Source organism: Methyloversatilis sp. RAC08 (genome assembly GCF_001713355.1).
Taxonomy (GTDB): domain Bacteria; phylum Pseudomonadota; class Gammaproteobacteria; order Burkholderiales; family Rhodocyclaceae; genus Methyloversatilis.
Map to the genome: position 1 here is coordinate 905096 of NZ_CP016448.1, position 17962 is coordinate 923057.

Annotated in this window: 17 protein-coding genes; 4 read left to right on the forward strand and 13 right to left on the reverse strand. The window is 66.2% G+C overall.

Annotated elements, in window-relative coordinates:
* The first annotated feature begins 59 nt into the window (after positions 1-59).
* Both BSY238_RS04070 and BSY238_RS04075 read left to right on the forward strand, forming a co-directional pair.
* Positions 60-785, forward strand: a complete 726-nt coding sequence (locus BSY238_RS04070; RefSeq protein WP_069038016.1) for a response regulator — start codon at positions 60-62, stop codon at positions 783-785.
* Positions 782-2200 (forward strand): ATP-binding protein, encoded by a 1419-nt coding sequence (locus tag BSY238_RS04075; RefSeq protein WP_223300262.1) that lies wholly within the window; start codon positions 782-784, stop codon positions 2198-2200. The genes BSY238_RS04070 and BSY238_RS04075 overlap by 4 nt, the downstream gene beginning before the upstream one ends.
* Before the next feature lie 392 nt (positions 2201-2592).
* On the opposite strand, the gene BSY238_RS04080 is transcribed toward BSY238_RS04075, so the two are convergent.
* On the reverse strand, positions 2593-3426 hold the full coding sequence (locus tag BSY238_RS04080; protein WP_069040439.1) for a tetratricopeptide repeat protein: 834 nt from the start codon (positions 3424-3426) through the stop codon (positions 2593-2595).
* 185 nt (positions 3427-3611) lie between these two features.
* Here BSY238_RS04080 and BSY238_RS04085 point away from each other — a divergent pair, with 185 nt between their 5' ends.
* On the forward strand, positions 3612-5756 hold the full coding sequence (locus BSY238_RS04085) for a 4Fe-4S binding protein (protein WP_069038018.1): 2145 nt from the start codon (positions 3612-3614) through the stop codon (positions 5754-5756).
* Here the strand turns inward: BSY238_RS04085 and moaE are convergent, their stop codons facing one another.
* The 11 genes from moaE to BSY238_RS04140 all read right to left on the reverse strand — a co-directional run bounded on the left by moaE (position 5757) and on the right by BSY238_RS04140 (position 15184).
* A complete protein-coding gene (moaE, locus tag BSY238_RS04090; protein ID WP_069038019.1) occupies positions 5757-6206 on the reverse strand; it encodes a molybdopterin synthase catalytic subunit MoaE in 450 nt (149 codons plus the stop codon). It lies immediately after the preceding gene.
* A gap of 13 nt (positions 6207-6219) precedes the next feature.
* Positions 6220-6483, reverse strand: coding sequence for a molybdopterin converting factor subunit 1 (moaD, locus tag BSY238_RS04095; protein WP_069038020.1), 264 nt, complete (start codon positions 6481-6483; stop codon positions 6220-6222).
* Between the two features lie 3 nt (positions 6484-6486).
* Positions 6487-7704, reverse strand: coding sequence for a molybdopterin molybdotransferase MoeA (locus tag BSY238_RS04100; RefSeq protein WP_069038021.1), 1218 nt, complete (start codon positions 7702-7704; stop codon positions 6487-6489).
* Complete coding sequence (gene mobB, locus BSY238_RS04105) at positions 7701-8195, reverse strand: molybdopterin-guanine dinucleotide biosynthesis protein B (protein ID WP_069038022.1); 495 nt, start codon at positions 8193-8195, stop codon at positions 7701-7703. Before mobB ends, BSY238_RS04100 begins: the two co-directional genes overlap by 4 nt.
* Before the next feature lie 280 nt (positions 8196-8475).
* Positions 8476-9270, reverse strand: coding sequence for an ABC transporter ATP-binding protein (locus BSY238_RS04110; protein ID WP_069038023.1), 795 nt, complete (start codon positions 9268-9270; stop codon positions 8476-8478).
* Positions 9271-9291: 21 nt separating this feature from the next.
* Positions 9292-10215 (reverse strand): nitrate ABC transporter permease, encoded by a 924-nt coding sequence (gene ntrB / locus BSY238_RS04115; protein ID WP_069038024.1) that lies wholly within the window; start codon positions 10213-10215, stop codon positions 9292-9294.
* Between the two features lie 53 nt (positions 10216-10268).
* Positions 10269-11570, reverse strand: coding sequence for a CmpA/NrtA family ABC transporter substrate-binding protein (locus tag BSY238_RS04120; protein ID WP_069038025.1), 1302 nt, complete (start codon positions 11568-11570; stop codon positions 10269-10271).
* A gap of 372 nt (positions 11571-11942) precedes the next feature.
* Positions 11943-12524, reverse strand: a complete 582-nt coding sequence (locus tag BSY238_RS04125; protein WP_069038026.1) for an ANTAR domain-containing response regulator — start codon at positions 12522-12524, stop codon at positions 11943-11945.
* Between the two features lie 111 nt (positions 12525-12635).
* Complete coding sequence (locus BSY238_RS04130) at positions 12636-13811, reverse strand: SpoIIE family protein phosphatase (RefSeq protein WP_069038027.1); 1176 nt, start codon at positions 13809-13811, stop codon at positions 12636-12638.
* Complete coding sequence (locus BSY238_RS04135; protein ID WP_069038028.1) at positions 13808-14713, reverse strand: response regulator; 906 nt, start codon at positions 14711-14713, stop codon at positions 13808-13810. Before BSY238_RS04135 ends, BSY238_RS04130 begins: the two co-directional genes overlap by 4 nt.
* Positions 14714-14812: 99 nt before the next feature.
* Positions 14813-15184 carry a sirohydrochlorin chelatase gene (locus BSY238_RS04140; protein ID WP_069038029.1) on the reverse strand — a complete coding sequence of 124 codons (372 nt, stop codon included), beginning with the start codon at positions 15182-15184 and terminating at the stop codon, positions 14813-14815.
* A 92-nt stretch (positions 15185-15276) separates the two neighbouring features.
* On the opposite strand from BSY238_RS04140, the gene BSY238_RS04145 reads away from it, so the two are divergent.
* The gene (locus BSY238_RS04145) at positions 15277-15936 is read left to right on the forward strand and encodes a response regulator (protein ID WP_069038030.1); all 660 of its coding nucleotides are present in this window, start codon (positions 15277-15279) and stop codon (positions 15934-15936) included.
* A gap of 29 nt (positions 15937-15965) precedes the next feature.
* Here the strand turns inward: BSY238_RS04145 and BSY238_RS04150 are convergent, their stop codons facing one another.
* Complete coding sequence (locus tag BSY238_RS04150; protein WP_069038031.1) at positions 15966-17912, reverse strand: ATP-binding protein; 1947 nt, start codon at positions 17910-17912, stop codon at positions 15966-15968.
* Positions 17913-17962 lie beyond the last annotated feature (50 nt).

The window sequence follows — 17962 nt, forward strand, 5'->3', positions numbered from 1 at the left end:
GTTGTGCGGATTTGTCCGCTTTGCATGCGTGCGGCCGGCAAGCCGCTAAGCTTGCATGCATGAATACCGCTCACCCCAAGCCGCGCCTTCTGGTCGTCGATGACGACCCCGACCTGCGCGAGCTGCTACGCGACTATCTTGGCAAGCAGGACATGGACGTGCGCACCGTGGCCGATGGCCCCGGCCTGCGTGCCGCGCTGGCGCACGAGCCGTGCGACCTGCTGATTCTCGACGTGATGCTGCCCGGCGATGACGGCCTCGCGCTGTGCCGCGAAATCCGCGCGAAATCGCGCTTGCCGATCCTGATGCTGACCGCGCGTGGCGACGAACTCGACCGCATCATCGGCCTCGAAATGGGTGCCGACGACTACCTGCCGAAACCGTTTCATCCGCGCGAACTGCTGGCCCGGGTGCGCAGCATCCTGCGCCGTGCGCCAGAACACCCGGACGGTGACGGCAACGTACGCACGTTGAAATTCGCCGGCTGGACGCTCGATCTGGGCGCACGCCACCTGGTGGACGCGCAGGGCGTCGTGACGCCGCTGTCGAGTGGCGAATTCCGCATGCTCAACGCATTGGCCGAAAGCCCCAACCGCGTGCTGTCGCGCGACCAGCTGATGGACGTGCTGGCCGGGCGCAGCGCCGGGCCGTTCGATCGCACGGTCGACGTGATGATCAGCCGGCTGCGCCGCCGGCTCGGCGACGACGGGCGCGAACCGCGCATCATCCGCACGCTGCGCAGCGAAGGCTATGTGCTGTCGGTGCCGGTGGAGAAGCACGTTTGAGCGCGTTCTTTTCGCGTCTGATGCCGCGCACGCTGTTCGGCCAGATCCTGCTGACACTGCTCGGCGGCCTGCTGGTGGCCAATGGCATCGGCCTCTGGCTGGTGGTGGACGACCGCGTGCGACTGTCGCGTCAGGTGCGCAGCGAATACGCCGCGACCCGGGTGGCAGAATCGATCGCGCTGATCAACGACACCGCGCCGGCCGGCCGTGCCCGCCTCGTGCGACTGCTGGAAAGTCCGAGCACGGCACTGTCGCTCGACGAACCCTGGTACGACGACGCACGACCGGTGGACGAGGACTTCGAGGCGTTCGCCAGCAAGGTGGGCGAACGCATCGCCGGACGGCATGTGCATCAGGTGATCACGCTTGAGCGGCCGAAGGCGCCGGCCGGCGCAGCGGCCGCTGACGTGCTGCCGCTGCGTCCGCCGCCCCCGCGACCGCCGGCCCTGGCCCGACTGCTGGCCAAGCCGAATGCAGACAACGTGTCGACCCAGGCGCGGCTGAACGACGGCACTGTGCTCACCTTCCGGTATTCGCCGCCACCTGCGGTGGCCGAGCGACCGCTGCGCATCATCGGCAGCCTGCTGCTGGTGGCCGTGGTCGTCAGTCTGCTGTCGATCTGGGTGGTGCGCCGGCTGACCCGGCCGCTCGACATGTTCGCGCGCGCCGCCGACGGGCTGGCGCGCGACCTCGAACAGGCGCCGCTGGGCGAATCCGGTCCGCGCGAAGTCGCCGGCGCCGCCCGCGCCTTCAACAGCATGCAGCGCGCGCTGCGCACGCTGATCCACACCCGGGCGCAGGCGCTGGCGGGCGTGTCGCACGACCTGCGGCTGCCGATCACGCGCGTGCGCCTGCGGCTCGAACAACTGCCCGAAGGCCCGGTACGTGACGCCATCGAGCGCGATCTGGCCGACATGGAAACGCTGATCGACGACACACTGGCCTTCCTGCGCGCCGGCGACAGTTCGGAAGCGGCCGCGCCGACCCGGCTCGATGCGCTGGTCGAAGGGGTGGCCGACGACATCGCCGCGCTGGGCGCCGACATCGAGGTGCGTGGCAGCGTGGCGCAGCCGGTCATCGTGCGGCCGTCGATCACCCGCCGCTGCCTGGCCAATCTGATGGACAACGCACGCCGCTACGGCGGCGGCAAGATCCGCGTCACCGTGTCGGGCAATGCCACAGAAGCGCGGGTGGACATCGACGACGACGGCCCGGGCATTCCCGACGCCGAACGCGAGCGGGTGTTCGAGCCCTATGTTCGGCTGGAAGCGTCGCGCGCACGCCATACCGGCGGCAGCGGCCTGGGTCTGGCCATCGCCCGCGCCGTGGCCCGCGCGCAAGGCGGCGACATCACCCTGAGCCGCCGCCCCGAAGGCGGGCTGCGCGCCAGCCTGGTATTGCCGATCGCGCCCTGAATCCGCCAGGCACCAGGCAGCTACCGCACCACTTCGTCCTGGCGGCGGCAGCTTGCACGCCAGGGTTGGGTCCCGGACATGGGGCCTTGTGGGCCTTGTGCTTTGAATCTTGGATCGTGGCCTGTGGGCCTGTGGGCCTGTGGGAGCGGCGGCCCCGCCGCTATAGGCACTTTGCAATGCGACCATCAAGGCACTGATCGCGGCGAGGCCGCCGCTCCCACAGGCCTCGCCGCGATAGGCACTTTGCACGGCGATGGTCGCGGCACGATCGCGGCGGGGCCGCCGCTCCCACAGGCCGCCGCTACCACAGGAGCTGCATCCAAAGCAGTCACTCCCACAGGCCGCTACCACAGGGGTCGTTCCCGGGGAAACTGCGCGCAGTCGATCGGCCGCTACTTGCGCGCCTGCAGCGCCTCGACCGCGGGCGGGTACTTCTGGTCGGCCGAGCTGCGCAGCCAGCGCAGCGATTCATCGCTGTTGCGCGACTGACCGGCGCCCGTTTCGAGCATGACCGACAGCGCGTACTGCGCTTCGGCTTCGCCCTTTTCGGCCGCGACACGGAACAGCCGTGCGGCTTCGGCCAGATCGCGCGACACGCCGCGGCCCGACTCGTAGGCCCAGGCCAGACGGGTCACGCCACGCGGGTCACCCGCATCGGCCAGCGTTCGGTACTGCGACACGGCATCGCCATGCCGGCCATCGGCTTCGAGCTTGCGCGCGTCGGCCAGCGCACGATCGGCCGCACTGCCGCCCGGCGCATCGCCCGAAAGCGCTGCAAGCTGGGTCACCGCTTCCTGATCGCCGCCGTCGGCGGCGACCTTCAGCCAGCGCCGCGCGCCATCGGGGTCGGCCGCGCCGAGCTTGCTGGTCTGCAGCAGCAGGCCCAGGCGCAATGCCGCGTTGCGGCTGCCGGCCAGCGCCCCCTGTTCGTAACGGTGGCGCGCCTGCTGCGGGTCGCGCGGCTCGCCCAGGCCGTCCTCGGCCAGAATGCCCAGATTGAACCAGGCTTCGCCGCTGCCGCGCTCGGCCAGTACGGTCCAGATGCGTTTGGCGTCGTCGTAGTGCGCCATCTTGAATTCGGCATAGCCCTTGTACAGGCCCCACGATGGCTTGCGGATGGCTTCGTCGATGTCCGCTTCGGTCAGCGCGAACGCTGATATCGGAAGCAGACCCAATGCCACGGCGGCGTGAAGCAGGAAGCGCGGTCGAAAGCGTTGGCTGGTCATGATGCAGGTTCTCCGCGGTAGGCAGCCCGGCCGTACCGGCAGGATGCGGTAGCGGTTTTCGGACATGTCACATCTGCTTGACAGCTTGAGGCACGAAGGAGTTTCCCTTCAGCTGCGGATTTCGATCCGGCCGACGTGTGCTAGCGTCGCGATCCATCGCTTCATGACCCGCCCCCGGCCGCACGATGACGTCTTCCCTGTTCGATCCGATCCGCTTCGTGCTGGCCGCGGCATTTGCCTGCGCGCTTTCTCTGGTGTTGTCCTGTGTGCCGGCCTTTGCCGGCGACATGACGCTGGAAGCGCTGTCGGCGCGCTTTCCACCGCCGCTGCACGTGCAGCCGAAGCTGGCCGACATTCCCGCCTGGCCGATCACCAGCGAACTGGAGCCGGAAGGCGGGCCGATCGGCTATGTGTTCGAGTCGATCGATCTCGCGCCCATCCCGGGCTTCGAAGGCACGCCGATGAATCTGCTGGTGGCGATCGACCGCAAGGGCAACTTCATCGACGTGTCGGTGCTGCGCCAGCACGAACCGGTATTCCTGAGCGGCCTGGGCGAGGCGCCGCTGAATGAGTTCGTGCGCCAGTACGCCGGCAAGAATCTGCGCCAGGACTTCACCGTGTCGTCGGCCTACGGCAACACGAAAGCCGGTGCGGCCGACAATCGCGTGGTGCTGGACGGCGTCACCAAGGCCACCGCATCGGTGCGCATCGTGAACCAGACCGCGCTGGCTGCCGGGCTGGCGGTGGCGCGCGCCAGGCTGGGTTTCGCCGACCCCGGCACCCGCGGCCCGCCGGCCGAGGTACGCAGCGACACCTATGAAGCGCTGGACTTCGCGGCGCTGGTCGAGCGCGGCCTGATCGGCCGGCTGCGCGTAACGCATGCCGAGGCCGAAAAGCTGTTTGCCGGCACCGAAGGCGAAGGCGCCGACGAAGACGCCCTGCGCAGCCCGGGCGACACGCTGATCGAGCTTTACGTCGCCTATCTGAATCTGCCGACCGTGGGCCGGACCGTGCTCGGCGAGGCGCGCTACGCCGATCTGATGAAAAAGCTCGAACCGGGCCAGCACGCGCTGTGGTTCGCCAGCACCGGCCACGATGCGGTGCTCGACGACAGCTTCGTGCCCGGCACCGCACCCCCGAAGCTGCAGCTGACCCAGGGCGGATACCCGGCGGAAATGCGCGACCTGGTGTTCGAGCACCCGGCCCCGGCCGGCGCGCCCGCCTTCAATGCATCGGGCGTGTTCCGCGTCTATGCCGCGTCCAATCTCGATCCGGCGCAGGCGCTGCAGGTCACGCTGACGCTGACCCGGGCCAAGGGCATCATGCTGCCGCGCATCACCAACCAGACGGTGGCGCTCGACTACGCGCTGCCCGAGCGGCTGTTCGTCTATCCGCCGAAGCCGTTGCCGGAATGGCTGATCGCCTGGCAGGGCCGCTGGCCGGATCTGGCGCTGATCGGCGCCGCCCTGGTGCTGCTGTCGGTGGTGCTGGCCAAGCCGCAGTGGATGGCGAAGGACGCGCGCCGGCTGGTGTGGTTCCGCAGCAGCTTCCTGCTGTTCACGCTGGTATTCATCGGCTGGTACGCGCAGGGACAGTTGTCCATCGTGCAGATCACCGGCGCAATCAAGACGCTGGTCGCCGGACAGAGCCTGAAAAGTTTCCTTTACGACCCGGTGTCATTGCTGATCATCGGCTTCACGCTGGTGAGTTTCTTCATCTGGGGCCGCGGCACCTTCTGTGGCTGGCTGTGCCCGTTCGGCGCGCTGCAGGAATTCGTCGCTATGGCGGCGCAGAAGCTGCGCGTGCCGCAGATCCGCCTGCCTGCCCTGCTCGCCCGTGTGCTCGACCGTGGCCGCTACGTCATCCTGCTCGTGCTGGTGGTGGCGGCAGGCGTCACGCCCGATCTCGCGACCGGGCTGGTCGAGGTCGAACCGTTCAAGACCGCCATCACGGTGGGATTCGACCGCACCTGGCCCTATGTCGCATGGGCGGTCGGTCTGCTGCTGGCCGGCGCGTTCAGCTACAAGTTCTTCTGCCGCTACGTGTGCCCGCTCGGCGCCGCGATGGCGCTCGGCGGCAAGCTGCGCCGCTTCGACTGGCTGGCGCGCCGCGTCGAGTGCGGCAAGCCGTGCCAGACCTGCCGCCACCGCTGCCAGTACGACGCGATCGAGCGCAGCGGCGCCATCCGCTACGACGACTGCTTCCAGTGCCTCGACTGCGTCGGCATCCACGCCGACGAAAAACGCTGCGCGCCTGTGCTGCTGTACGCGAAAAAGGGCCGCACAGTGAAGCCGTTTCCGCTGCCGGTCAGGGTCGAAGGCGGCGCCTGATCAGTCCCAGCGCCGGGCGGCGCTGTCGTCGCTGTCGCGCGCGTCCACCCAGCGGCTGCCATCGGGCGTGTCCTCGCGCTTCCAGAACGGGGCGCGCGTCTTCAGGTAGTCCATGATGAATTCGCAGGCGGCGAAGGCTTCGCCGCGGTGACTGCCGGCGACGATGACCAGCACGATGCGGTCGGCCGGCATCAGTGGCCCGACGCGATGGATCACGCGCGCCGCGAGAATGTCCCAGCGCGATTTCGCCTCGACGACGATGTCTTCCAGCGCCGCTTCGGTCATGCCCGGATAGTGTTCGAGCGTCATTGCGCGCACGCCGGCGCCGTCGTTCATGTCGCGCACCAGACCGGTGAAGGTGGCCACCGCGCCGACGTCGGTGCGACCGGCCAGCAGTGCGTCGATTTCGGCGCCGATGTCGAAATCGGCTTCGCGGACACTTACGCTCATGCCTGTCTCCCGCTCAGCCGCCGGTGACCGGCGGAAAGAAGGCGACCTCGTCGCCGTCGGCCACCGGCGACGCCGGATCGGTCATGCGCTGATTGATCGCCGCGCGCAGGTTCTTCATCTGCGCCAGCGCGCCCCAGTCGCCGCCGCGGCCGGCAATCAACGCCCGCACGTCGGCCAGCGTCGTGCAGTCATCCGGCAGTTCAAGCGTTTCGCCCGGCGTGCCGAGCGCTTCGCGCAGCGCGGCGAAGTACAGCACTTTGATGGTCTTCTGGCTCATGACTCAGTACAGCAGCGATTCGAAGGACAGGAAAGGCACGGCATCGCCCCGGGCGATCGTCAGCCCGGCCGCGATGTCGGCCAGACCGTCGCCCCACACGGTCGAGGTCAGCACGCCGGAACTCTGGTTGTCGAACAGTTCGAGCCCGCCGGTGGCAGTGCGGCGCACGCGCAGGAATTCGCGCCGGCGGTCCGGCTTCGGCCAGTCGAAGTCCGCACGCACCGTGAAGGGCAGCGGCGTCACGTCTTGCACACCCATGCGGCGCAGGATGAACGGGCGCACCAGCAGCAGGAAGGTGACGAAGCTGGACACCGGATTGCCGGGCAGACCCAGGAAGTCAGCCGTGCTGCCGTCGGAGCGCTTCACATGGCCGTGCGCCAGCGGCTTGCCCGGCTTCATCGCGATCTTCCAGCTGTCGAGCGCGCCTTCCGCTTCGAGCGCCGGCTTGATGTGGTCTTCTTCGCCGACGCCGACGCCGCCGCTGGTCAGGATGACATCGCAGGTCGCAGCCGCTTCGCGCAGCGCCGCGCGCGTGGCGTCGAGCCGGTCCGGCACGATGCCCAGATCGAGCACCTCGCAGCCCAGCGCCTCGCACAGTGCACGCAGCAGGTAGCGGTTCGAGTTGTAGATGGCACCCGGCGGCAGCGGCTGGCCCGGCATGACCAGTTCGTCGCCGGTGGAAAACAGCGCCACGCGCGGCCGGCGCACCACCGGCAGGTCGGCCAGTCCGACCGATGCCGCCAGCCCGACTTCCTGCGCCCGCAGCCGGCTGCCGGCTGCCAGCACCGTATCGCCCGCGCGGATGTCCTCTCCGGCGCGGCGTATCCAGGCGCCCGTCTTCGGTATTTCGTCGAAGCACACGCCGGCATCGACGATGCGCGTGGCCTCCTGCATCACGATGGCGTCGGCACCCGCCGGCACCGGCGCGCCGGTGAAGATGCGCGCACAGGTGCGCGGCGCAAGCGGCGCACCGACGTGTCCGGCCGGAATGCGCTGGCTGACCGGCAGGCAGTCGCCGACCGATTCGAGGTCGGCCACGCGCACCGCGTAACCGTCCATGCTGCTGTTGTCGTGCGGCGGCACGGTGATTGCGGAACGCTGATCGCGCGCCAGCACGCGGCCGGCCGCGTGGAAGGTGCTGACCGTTTCGGTGTCGCCTATCGGGCGCGCACTCGCGAGCAAGCGGGCGAGTGCCGCGTCGAGCGTGAGCATTTCGTTCATCGGAACCCCTGGTGACGGAGGATGAAGCCCGCGATGGCTTCCACATCATTCAGGTCGAGCCTGGGCAGCGGAAGTTCCATCGGCACATCGGTTGCGACGGCGACCACATGCGGGTTGTCCGGATACATCAGCGGCCGGTCGTGCGACGGGCGATGAACTTCCAGCTTCGGAATCGGCGAGGCCTTGAAACCTTCCACCAGCACCAGGTCGCACGGGCTCAGTGCGGCAATCTGCTGGTCGAGAGACGGTTCTTCACGGCCACGCAATTCGTGCATCAGCACCCAGCGGTTGTTTGACGTGAGCAGTACTTCGGTGCAGCCGGCTTCGCGCAGGCGGAAGGAATCCTTGCCCGGGCGGTCGATGTCGAAGCCCGCATGCGCATGCTTGATCAGCGACACGGTCAGTCCTTCCAGCACGAAATGCGGGATGAGCTGTTCGATCAGCGTGGTCTTGCCGGAGCCGCTGTAGCCGGCAAATCCGAAAACTTTCATGGGGGCGGGCATGCAGACAAAGCGTGATTATCGCCCAAGGGCGCACGAGCGCGCGCAGTAGTCCCCTCGCCCAACATGGTTTGCCGCAAGTGGCACAGATTGACCCGACACTTCGCCCTTGCAGGCAAGGACAGCTTCGACGCTTCCGTTGTCGACGATGTCGCGCAGCTTCGCGGGGGTGGAGCAGGAATGTTGGGCATCGCTGCGCTCACCCCAACCTACGGACTCCGCGCGCCGTTGCAGGTTGGGGTGAGCACAGCGATGCCCAACAGACTCCGGGTCAGGCTGCCTTCTTCACCTGCTTCTGGTACAGGAACTCCAGCAGCGCGGCACGGTATTCCACGAAGTCGTGGTCGTGCGCCAGCTTCAGCCGGTCACGCGGGCGAGCCAGCTTCACTTCGAGGATTTCACCTATGGTGGCCGCCGGGCCGTTGGTCATCATGACGATGCGGTCGGACAGCAGCACCGCCTCGTCGACGTCGTGCGTCACCATCACCACGGTGGCGCCGGTCTTTTCCATGACGCCATTCAGTTCGTCCTGCAGGCTGGCGCGCGTCAGTGCGTCGAGCGCGCCGAACGGCTCATCCATCAGCAGGATCTTCGGCTCCATGGCGAAGGCGCGCGCGATGCCGACGCGCTGCTTCATGCCGCCGGAAATTTCATGCGGCAGCTTGTCCAGCGCGTGGTCCATATGCACCATTTCGAGCGCCGCTTCCGCGCGCGCCTTCAGCTTGCCCTTGCCTTCCTTCTTGCCGAATACGCGTTCGACCGCCAGCAGAACGTTTTCGCGGCAGGTGAGCCAGGGCAGCAACGAGTGATTCTGGAACACCACGGCGCGTTCCGGTCCCGGGCCGGCGATTTCGCGGCCGTCGCAGAACAGGTTGCCGCTGGTCGGCAGCGTGAGCCCGGCGATCAGGTTCAGCAGCGTCGACTTGCCGCAGCCCGAGTGGCCGATCAGCGTGACGAATTCGCCCTCGGCGATGGTGAGGTCGATGTCGCGCAGCGCGACGAACTTGCCCTTCTTGGTGTCGAAGGACATGCCGGCGTTTTCGACCTTGACGATGACTTTGCTCATGGAAATCTCCCGGGTCCGTGATCAGCTGTTGCCGTACGAGAAGCGGCGGGCGAGCAGCAGCAGGAACTGTTCGAGCAGCAGACCGACGATGCCGATGACGAAGATGGCGATGATGATGTGCTCGACCTTCAGGTTGTTCCACTCGTCCCACACCCAGAATCCGATACCGACTCCGCCGGTCAGCATTTCGGCGGCGACGATGACCAGCCAGGCGGTGCCGATGGACAGCCGGATGCCGGTCAGCATGTACGGCAGTACCGACGGGAACAGGATCTTGGTGACGATCTTCCATTCGCTCAGATCGAGCACGCGGGCCACGTTCATGTAGTCCTGCGGCACGCGCTGCACACCGACCGCGGTATTGATGATCATAGGCCAGATCGAACAGATGAAGATGGTCCAGGTGGCGGCCGGGTCGGCCTGCTTGAACACCAGCAGACCGATCGGCAGCCAGGCCAGCGGACTGACCGGACGCAGCAGCGAAATGATCGGATCGAGCATCGCATTCATGAACGCGAAGCGGCCGATGATGAAGCCGAGCGGAATGCCGACCAGAGCAGCGAAACCGAAGCCGATGCCGACACGCTGCAGCGATGACAGCACGTTCCAGCCGATGCCCAGATCGTTCGGCCCGTTGTTGTAGAACGGATCGGCAAACAGCACCTTGGCGGCTTCCCACACCGGCAGCGGTCCGGGGATGCTGCCACCGGTGCCCGCCAGCAGCGCCCACACGGCGATCAGCAGCACCATGCCGGCGATCGGCGGGAACACTGCCTTGAAAATGTTCAGCAGGATTTCGGACACCGGCGTGCGCGGTTCGCGCGGCGCAACGGCCACGACAGGTGGGGCGATCGGCACGGCTTCATTCGCGGCGCGCACCGGCGTGGCGGCGGAGCTCGTCGTCATCGGAACGACCTTGTCACTGGTGATGATTGCTGCACTCATGATTGACTCCTTTCGGTACCGGAGGACGCGGGGCGAACCCCGCGCCCGACCCATCAGGCGGCGTTGATCTTGAAGCTGCCGGCATACTTCTGCGGTTCCTTGCCATCCCAGGTGACGCCGTCGATCAGCTTGTGCGAACGCATGTCGCTCTTGGGCAGCGGAGCGCCCGCGGCCGTCGCGGCCTGCTTGTAGATGTCGATGCGGTTGATGGCCTTGGCGACAGCCAGGTAGTCCGGGTCGGACTTGAGCAACCCCCAGCGCTTGTGCTGGGTCAGGAACCACATGCCATCAGACAGGTAGGGGAAGTTCACCGCACCATCGTTGAAGAATTTCATCGCGTTCTTGTCGTCCCAGCTCTTGCCGAGGCCGTTCGAATAGCGGCCCAGCATGCGTTCCAGGATGACGTCCATGTCGGTGTTGATGTAGGACTTGGTCGCCACGACCTCGGCCGTCTTGCGCCGGTTCACCAGCGAGGCGTCGATCCATTTGCCGGCTTCCAGAATGGCGGCCGTCATGGCACGCGCAGTATTGGGGTTCTTGCTGACCCAATCAGCGGTGGTGCCGAGCACCTTTTCCGGGTGATCGGTCCAGATGTCCTGCGTGGTCACCGAAGTGAAGCCGATCTTGTCGATGATGGCGCGGTTGTTCCATGGCTCGCCGACGCAGAAGCCATCCATGTTGCCAACGCGCATGTTCGCAACCATCTGCGGCGGCGGCACGGTGATGACCTTGACATCCTTCATCGGGTTGATGTCGTGCGCTGCAAGCCAGTAATACAGCCACATGGCATGGGTGCCGGTGGGGAAGGTCTGCGCGAAAGTGTAGTCGCCCGGCTTGCTGGTCAGCAGCTTCTTCAGGCTGGTACCGTCGGTGACGCCCTGATCCTTCAGCTTGTTGGCGAGCGTGATGGCCTGCCCGTTGTTGTTCAGGTTCATCAGCACGGCCATGTCCTTCTTCGGGCCTCCGATGCCCAGATGCACGCCGTACACCAGGCCGTAAAGCACGTGCGCTGCATCGAGCTCGCCGTTGACCAGCTTGTCGCGCACCGCGGCCCACGAGGCTTCCTTGGACGGGATGATCTTGATGCCGTACTTTTCGTCGAACTTCTCCACCGCCGCCATCACGACGCTGGAACAGTCGGTCAGCGGAATGAAGCCGATGCGGACTTCCTTCTTCTCGGGTGCGTCCGAGCCGGCGGCCCACGCTCCCGAACGCACGCCGGGCGGCACCATGCTCATGAGCGCGGCTCCTGCGCCCAGTGCGACGCCCTGTCTGAGGAAGCTGCGGCGCTTGTCTGGGGTTTCAATGATGCCTGGGGCCTGCGCGCTGTCTGCCTGTTTCGGATGGTCAGCCATCGTGTTCTCCGTCGGTTCATGTTTCGGTTCCAGAATGAAAAAGGGGCGTGCATCCGCAGCGGTGAAAGCCGAGCCGGATGGACGCCCCTGTCCCTGTCGGAGGCTTTCGAGCCTCGCTGGCCGCAACGTCGTTGTTGCGCCTTGTACTGCCAGTAGCATGCGGCGTGCCAGAGGACAGCACCGCATCCATCCAGCTGTTTTTCAAGGGTTTTGACTGCTCGATCCGAGAACTGCCCGCACGCTGAATCATCGGACTGCACTTGTGCGGTGCAACAGCTCAACGCCGCGCACCATGACGAACCGCGGCGATCGGCTCAGGCGAAGGAACAGACGGAAAAGGAAACGCCGGCGGCGGATGCAACCGGCGTGAGGTCAGCCGAGCAGTCGGGCGGTCGCGAGCAGGTCTTCGCTGACGGCGGCTATTGTCTTGCCGCGTTCCATCGCCAGCTTGCGCAGCGTGTGGTACGCAGCATCCTCCTCGATGCCGCGCAGCTTCATCAGCACACCCTTGGCGCGATCGATGGTGATGCGGTCCGACAGCTTCTGCCGCGCCTCATCGCGCGCGCGCCGCAGTTCCTGATGTTCCTCGAACTGCGCCAGGGCCACATCGATGATGGGCTTGATGCGCTTGGCTTCCAGCCCGTCGACCACATAGGCCGACACGCCGGCCTTCATGGCGCGGCGGATGGTCTTGCTATCGGATTCGTTGGCGAACACGATGACCGGACGCGGCTTTTCCCGGTCCATCGCAGCCATGTGTTCCAGGGTGTCGCGAGATGGCGAATCGGTCTGGATCAAGATGACGTCGGGTTTGAGCTCCTCGACCCTGAGATGCAGGTCGTAGGCGCTCGACAGCACGGCAGCCACCTGATAGCCGGCGCAGGCGAGCCCGGCGCAGATTTCCGCCGCGCGCTTGCGCGATTCATCGACCACCAGAACATTGAGAACAGCCATGGAGCATCATTCGAAGTTCGGGTGTTCATGGCATGCAATCGCTGTGCCAACGCGCCGGATATGCCGGCACGGTCAGCTCGGTCGATGCAACCGCGCCCTGCGGCGCGGGTTTCAGTCGAGATTGATCACCAACAGGGACACGTCGTCATGCGCCGATGCCCCGTCCAGATGCATGGCGAGCGCCTTGCGCACCGCATCGTGGCGTTGCGTGGGCAGGGTGTCGCGCAACACCGCTTCGAGACGGTGGCTGCCGAACGCTTCACTGGCTGGTGACTGCGCTTCGAGCAGACCGTCCGAACACAGAACGAGCTGGTCGCCCGGGCTCCACCGGAAATGGCGCGGCGGGACGTTGACCGGATCGTCGGCGTCGATGCCCAGCGGCAGATTGGCGGACGCGAATCGCTCGAACACCACGCCTTGCTTGTTCAGCCACAGGATGTCCGGCGTGCCGCCGACCCAAAGCTCGCCGAAGCCATTTCCCAGTCGGACCATGCTCGCCGCGACAAAGCGGCCGACCGGCAGGGAGGACATCAGGTGGCGGTTGATTTCGCCGGCCATCAGGCCGAGCGAGAGGTTCTTGGCCGCCATGCCGAAAAACACCTGCAGCACCGGCAGCACGCTGATCGCTGCAGCCAGCCCATGACCCGTGGCATCGGCCAGCAGCGCGTACAGCGCACCGGACGGGGAGCGCGACACCGCAACGATGTCGCCGGAGAACTGGGTCGTCGGCGTCACCGAATAGCGCACCCGCGAGTCGGCGACGGCCTTGCCCTTCACCTGGCGCTCGATGACGGCACGCGCGAACTCGATTTCCGCTTCCTGCTCGGCGCGGTAATTGTTCATGTCTGCCTGCAATGCCAGCTGACGCGCACAGGCAGACAACTTGGCCGCCAGGATGGCGCGCCGGATCGGCTTGGTGAGGTAGTCGTCGGCCCCGGCCTCCAGACCGGCAATCATGTCTTCATCGTCTGACCGCGCGGACAGCAGCAGGATGGGCAGCCAGATGCCGGCGCACAGGCGGCGCAGTTCGCGTGTGGCCTGCAGGCCGTCCATGCCGGGCATGACGACATCCATCAGCACGATGTCGGGACGCACGCTGCGAAAAGCCTGCAGCGCAGCCGCTCCGTCAGACGCTTCGATGCAGCGATAGCCCAGCCGACGCACGAGCGCGCTGACAGTCGCGCGGCCGATCAGGGTGTCGTCGACCACCAGTACCGTCATCGGTCTCACGGGCGGCTGATCGACCGGCAGCGTCAGGTCTTCCGCACTGACTTGCGTGTGGCTCATTGCACGTCCACCGCTGCGCTGACCACGTTACCGGATCCAATGTACTCGAGCCGCTTGAAGGAGAGCTGGCGCGCCATGGCGATGCCGCGGCCATTCGGATCGAAGGCGCGCTCCGGATCGAAATCGAGATAGCGCGTGTAGTCGAAGCCCCGGCCTTGATCGCTCACCGTGAAGCGCACTTCCGCAGCCGAGCGTTCGACCGTCAGGCGCGCCCGCTTGCCCGCGTTCTGAGGCATCTGCAGGCGGCGCTCGACTTCTTCCTGCCAGCGGTCTTCCAGGCGCAAGCGTGATTTTTCAGCATAGGTGATGCCCAGATTGCCGTGTTCGACCGCGTTGATCAGCAACTCGCTCAGGCCCATCACGATGTTTTCCGGCTGCGGCGCGGCCAGCGACGCCAGCGTCGACAGTTCGGTTGCCTGCTTCAGGGTGGCGAATTCGAACTCGGCATGCGTGAGCATGCACATTGCGCGGCGTATGTCTTCGACCTGCAGCAGAATTTCACGCGTGCGACGCACTTCGTCGAGCGCAGACTTGACGATGGCGAGCAGCGCATCCGGCTCGTATGGCTTGGTGAGGTAGTAGCGCGCACCGGCTTCCAGCCCTTCACGCACCTGATCCGGTGTGGCGGCGGCCGTCTGCATGATGACCGGCATGCCGCGCAGGCGCGGTGTGCGCTGCACGCGGCGCAACACTTCCATGCCGTCGAGGCGCGGCATCATGCGGTCCAGCACCAGCAGGTCGAATTCGCGCTCGGCATCTTCGAGCAGCGCCCATGCTTCGACACCGTCGTGAGCCATGGTCAGCTCGAATCCGGGTGCGTCCAGATATTCCCGGATGATTTCGAGGTTGAAGGGTTCGTCATCGACGACGAGCACCCGTACTTTCGCTGACACATTCGGCATGCAAGGCTCCGGAAGTCTGCGGCCGGAATCCCGTCAAACCTGATGGCACCCGACCTCTGGCAGTGCTAACGGCTTGTTGCGCCGAGTCTTGAACCCAGTTCAGCCACTCAGGGCGGCCAGCGCCACCTCGGCCATCACCTGCTGCACGCGTGCGTCCTCGCCCACGGCCGTCGCCAGATCGATGAGCAGCGACGGATGACGGGCACGCGCCGCATCGACCTGAGCCGGCAGGTCGCGCCGGACATGCCCGCTCTGTGCGATGAACATCGGTACCACGGCAATGTGCGTCACGCCCTCCGCGACCAGCCGGTCGCAGGCCTGATCGAGCGTGGGTTCGAGGAACTCGAGAAAGGCGAGTTCGACGCACGGCGCCGACGGCGCGGCTGTCAGGCGCGCCGCCACCTCACGCAATGGGCGCGCCCATTCCGGATCGCGCGAGCCATGTCCGAACAGTATCAAACCATGCTTCACTGCTTAATCCCTTTCAATTTATGTGCTTACGATCAAGCGCCGGTCAAGCGCCCCGGGTACACTCGCGCCATCTCATCGCGACGGGACTGTGCATGCAGGTCATGATCATCGAAGACCAGCCCCTGGTTGTGGAGGGGCTGCGCAGCGTACTGACAGGCATGGACAGCGAGCCGGACATCCGGTGCGCTTTGCTTGCTTCCCGCGCATTGTCCATGCTGCGCAGCGGTTTGCGGCCCGATCTGGTGCTGCTCGACCTAAATCTGCCGGACGCCGGGGGTACCTCGCTGCTGACCGAACTGCGTCAGGAGTTTCCGGATGTGCCGGTGGTGGTGATTTCGGCCCAGGACGATCGCGACACCATCACGCGCGCCATCGACCAGGGTGCCATGGGTTTCATTTCCAAAAGCTCGAACACGGCAATACTGGTCAGCGCACTGCAGCTTGTGATGAAGGGCGGCATCTATGTGCCGCATCAGGTGCTCGACAGCCACGGCGTCGACCATCCGCCGCAGGCGCATATCCAGGACCTGGCCGACATCGGCATGACGCCGCGTCAGATCGAAGTGCTGACACTGATGATCGAAGGTCTGCCGAACAAGCTCATCTGCCGCGAACTGGGCATTTCCGACGGCACCTGCAAGACGCATATTTCAGCCATCCTGCGCCTGCTTGACGTACGCAACCGCACGCAGGCGGTATTTGCACTGTCGAAAATGGGTGTGAAGTTGCCGCGACGCCCTGCCAGGGACTGAACCCGGCGTCGCCCTGAACGCAGCCCCGGTCATGCGTCCAGATCATCGGCTGCGTCCAGCATGCCGCCAATCACCGCGTCGAGCACGACCGGGCGCACCGGTTTCGCGACCAGCGGGATGCCATGCCCCTCCAGTTCGATTTCAAGCTCACGCGTGGCGGCCAGCCCGGTCATCACCAGCGCCGGAATGGCGTCGCCCAGTTCGCGCCGCAGCGTCAGCACCGCGTTCAGTCCATCCAGTCCGTCGCCCAGCTGGTAATCGCTGATGATGAAGGCCGGCGCACCGGCCTGCCTGAGCTGACGCAATACGAAGTCGGGCGAGGTACCGGCAATCACATCGATGCCGACCGAACTGAGCAGCGACTGCAGCGACTGCAGCACCGCCGCATCGTCATCGATCAGCGCCACCCGACATCCGGCCAGCCTCGCCAACCCGTGCAATGACTCGGCCACCGGTGCCTGCACGAAGGCGCGCACCCGCGGCAACACGACGCTGAAGGTTGAACCGCGGCCGGGGCGCGAGCGCACCTTTACTTCATGCCCGAGCAAGGCACACAGCCGCTTCACGATGGTCAGCCCCAGTCCCATGCCGCGCCCGCCCGCCCCCGGGTCTGCGCCGGGAAGGCGCACGAATTCCTCGAACACATCGTCGATGCGGTCAGCCGGAATGCCCTGACCACTGTCGCGCACCTCGATGCGCAGGCGTCCGTCGTCGAGCATGCGCACGCCGGCGAACACCGTGCCGCGCGTGGTGTAGCGCAGCGCATTCGACACCAGATTGGCCAGTACCCGTTCGAGCAGCAGCGGATCGGAGCGGCACCACGCACGCGTCGGATGCAGCTCGAAGCGCAGACCCTTTTCAGCGGCCTGCGCTTCGAAGGTGACGCGCAGACTGTCGAATACCCGGATAAGCGGAAAATCGGTCAGCCGCGGCTGGGTGGCCCCCGATTCCAGCCGCGCGACATCGAGCAGCACGTCGCGCATGTTTTCCAGCTTCAGCGACGAACGTTCGAGCCGCGACAGCAAACCTGCACTTTCGTCGTCGCGCAGCCGCAGCTTCAACGTGCGGATATCCAGCCCCATGGCCATCAGTGGCTGGCTGAGATCGTGCAGCAGCGCATCGACGAACTGCGTCTTGGCGCGACTGGCCTGCTCGGCCACCTCTTTCTGCTGCTGCAGCTGGGCGGTGGCGTCATGTACCCGCTCCTCCAACCCGGCGCGCGCCGTCTGCAAGGAGACTGCCATGCGGTTGATGCCGTCTTCGAGCACCTGCAGGATGCCGCGCGCACCGGTGCGCGCACGCACCGAAAAATCGCCCTTCTCGATGCGCTGGACGGTTTCGGCCAGCGCACGCACCGGTGCGGTGACGCCGTCGGACAGGAAGCGGGCGAACAGGCCGGCCAGCAGCAGACCGCCGGCGGTGATCAGGACGGCGCTGGTGATCAGTTCGCGCCGCGCCTGCGCGCTGCCGAAACGCGACACCTGCACCACCACGGTACCGAGACGCAATGGCCCTGACGGCTCCAGTTGATCGTCGAACGGCAGATCCGACGGCCCCTGGGCCGAAAACACCGGCGCGGCGAACTGGTGGAAACGTTCGCTGCTCTGCAGCAGCGCGGTGCGGGCGAGACCGCGCGTGGTGTCTACAGGCGGATCACTGACCTGCCCGGCGCGCGCCAGAACGAGCTGGTCACGATCAACGATGAGTACGCCGTCCACGCCGCGCTCCCGCATCATCGAATCGGCCAGCGACTGCAGGATATCGAGATTGCCGACGAACAGGCCGTATTCGGAGGCTGGCGCGAGGCTGCCAGTCAGCAGCGCGGCGCGGTCGATCAACGACTGTTCGATGTCGTCGATGCGCGTACTCGTGAAATGGATGGCCAGTGCGAGCGCAATGGCCACCGAGGGCAGAAGCGCGGCGACCAGTACCCGACTGCGAAAGCCGAGGCGATCGAGTCCGAAACGACTCCGCACCCTGTGTCCCCCACACGCGACGAGCGCGAAAATTCACCGCACTCATGATA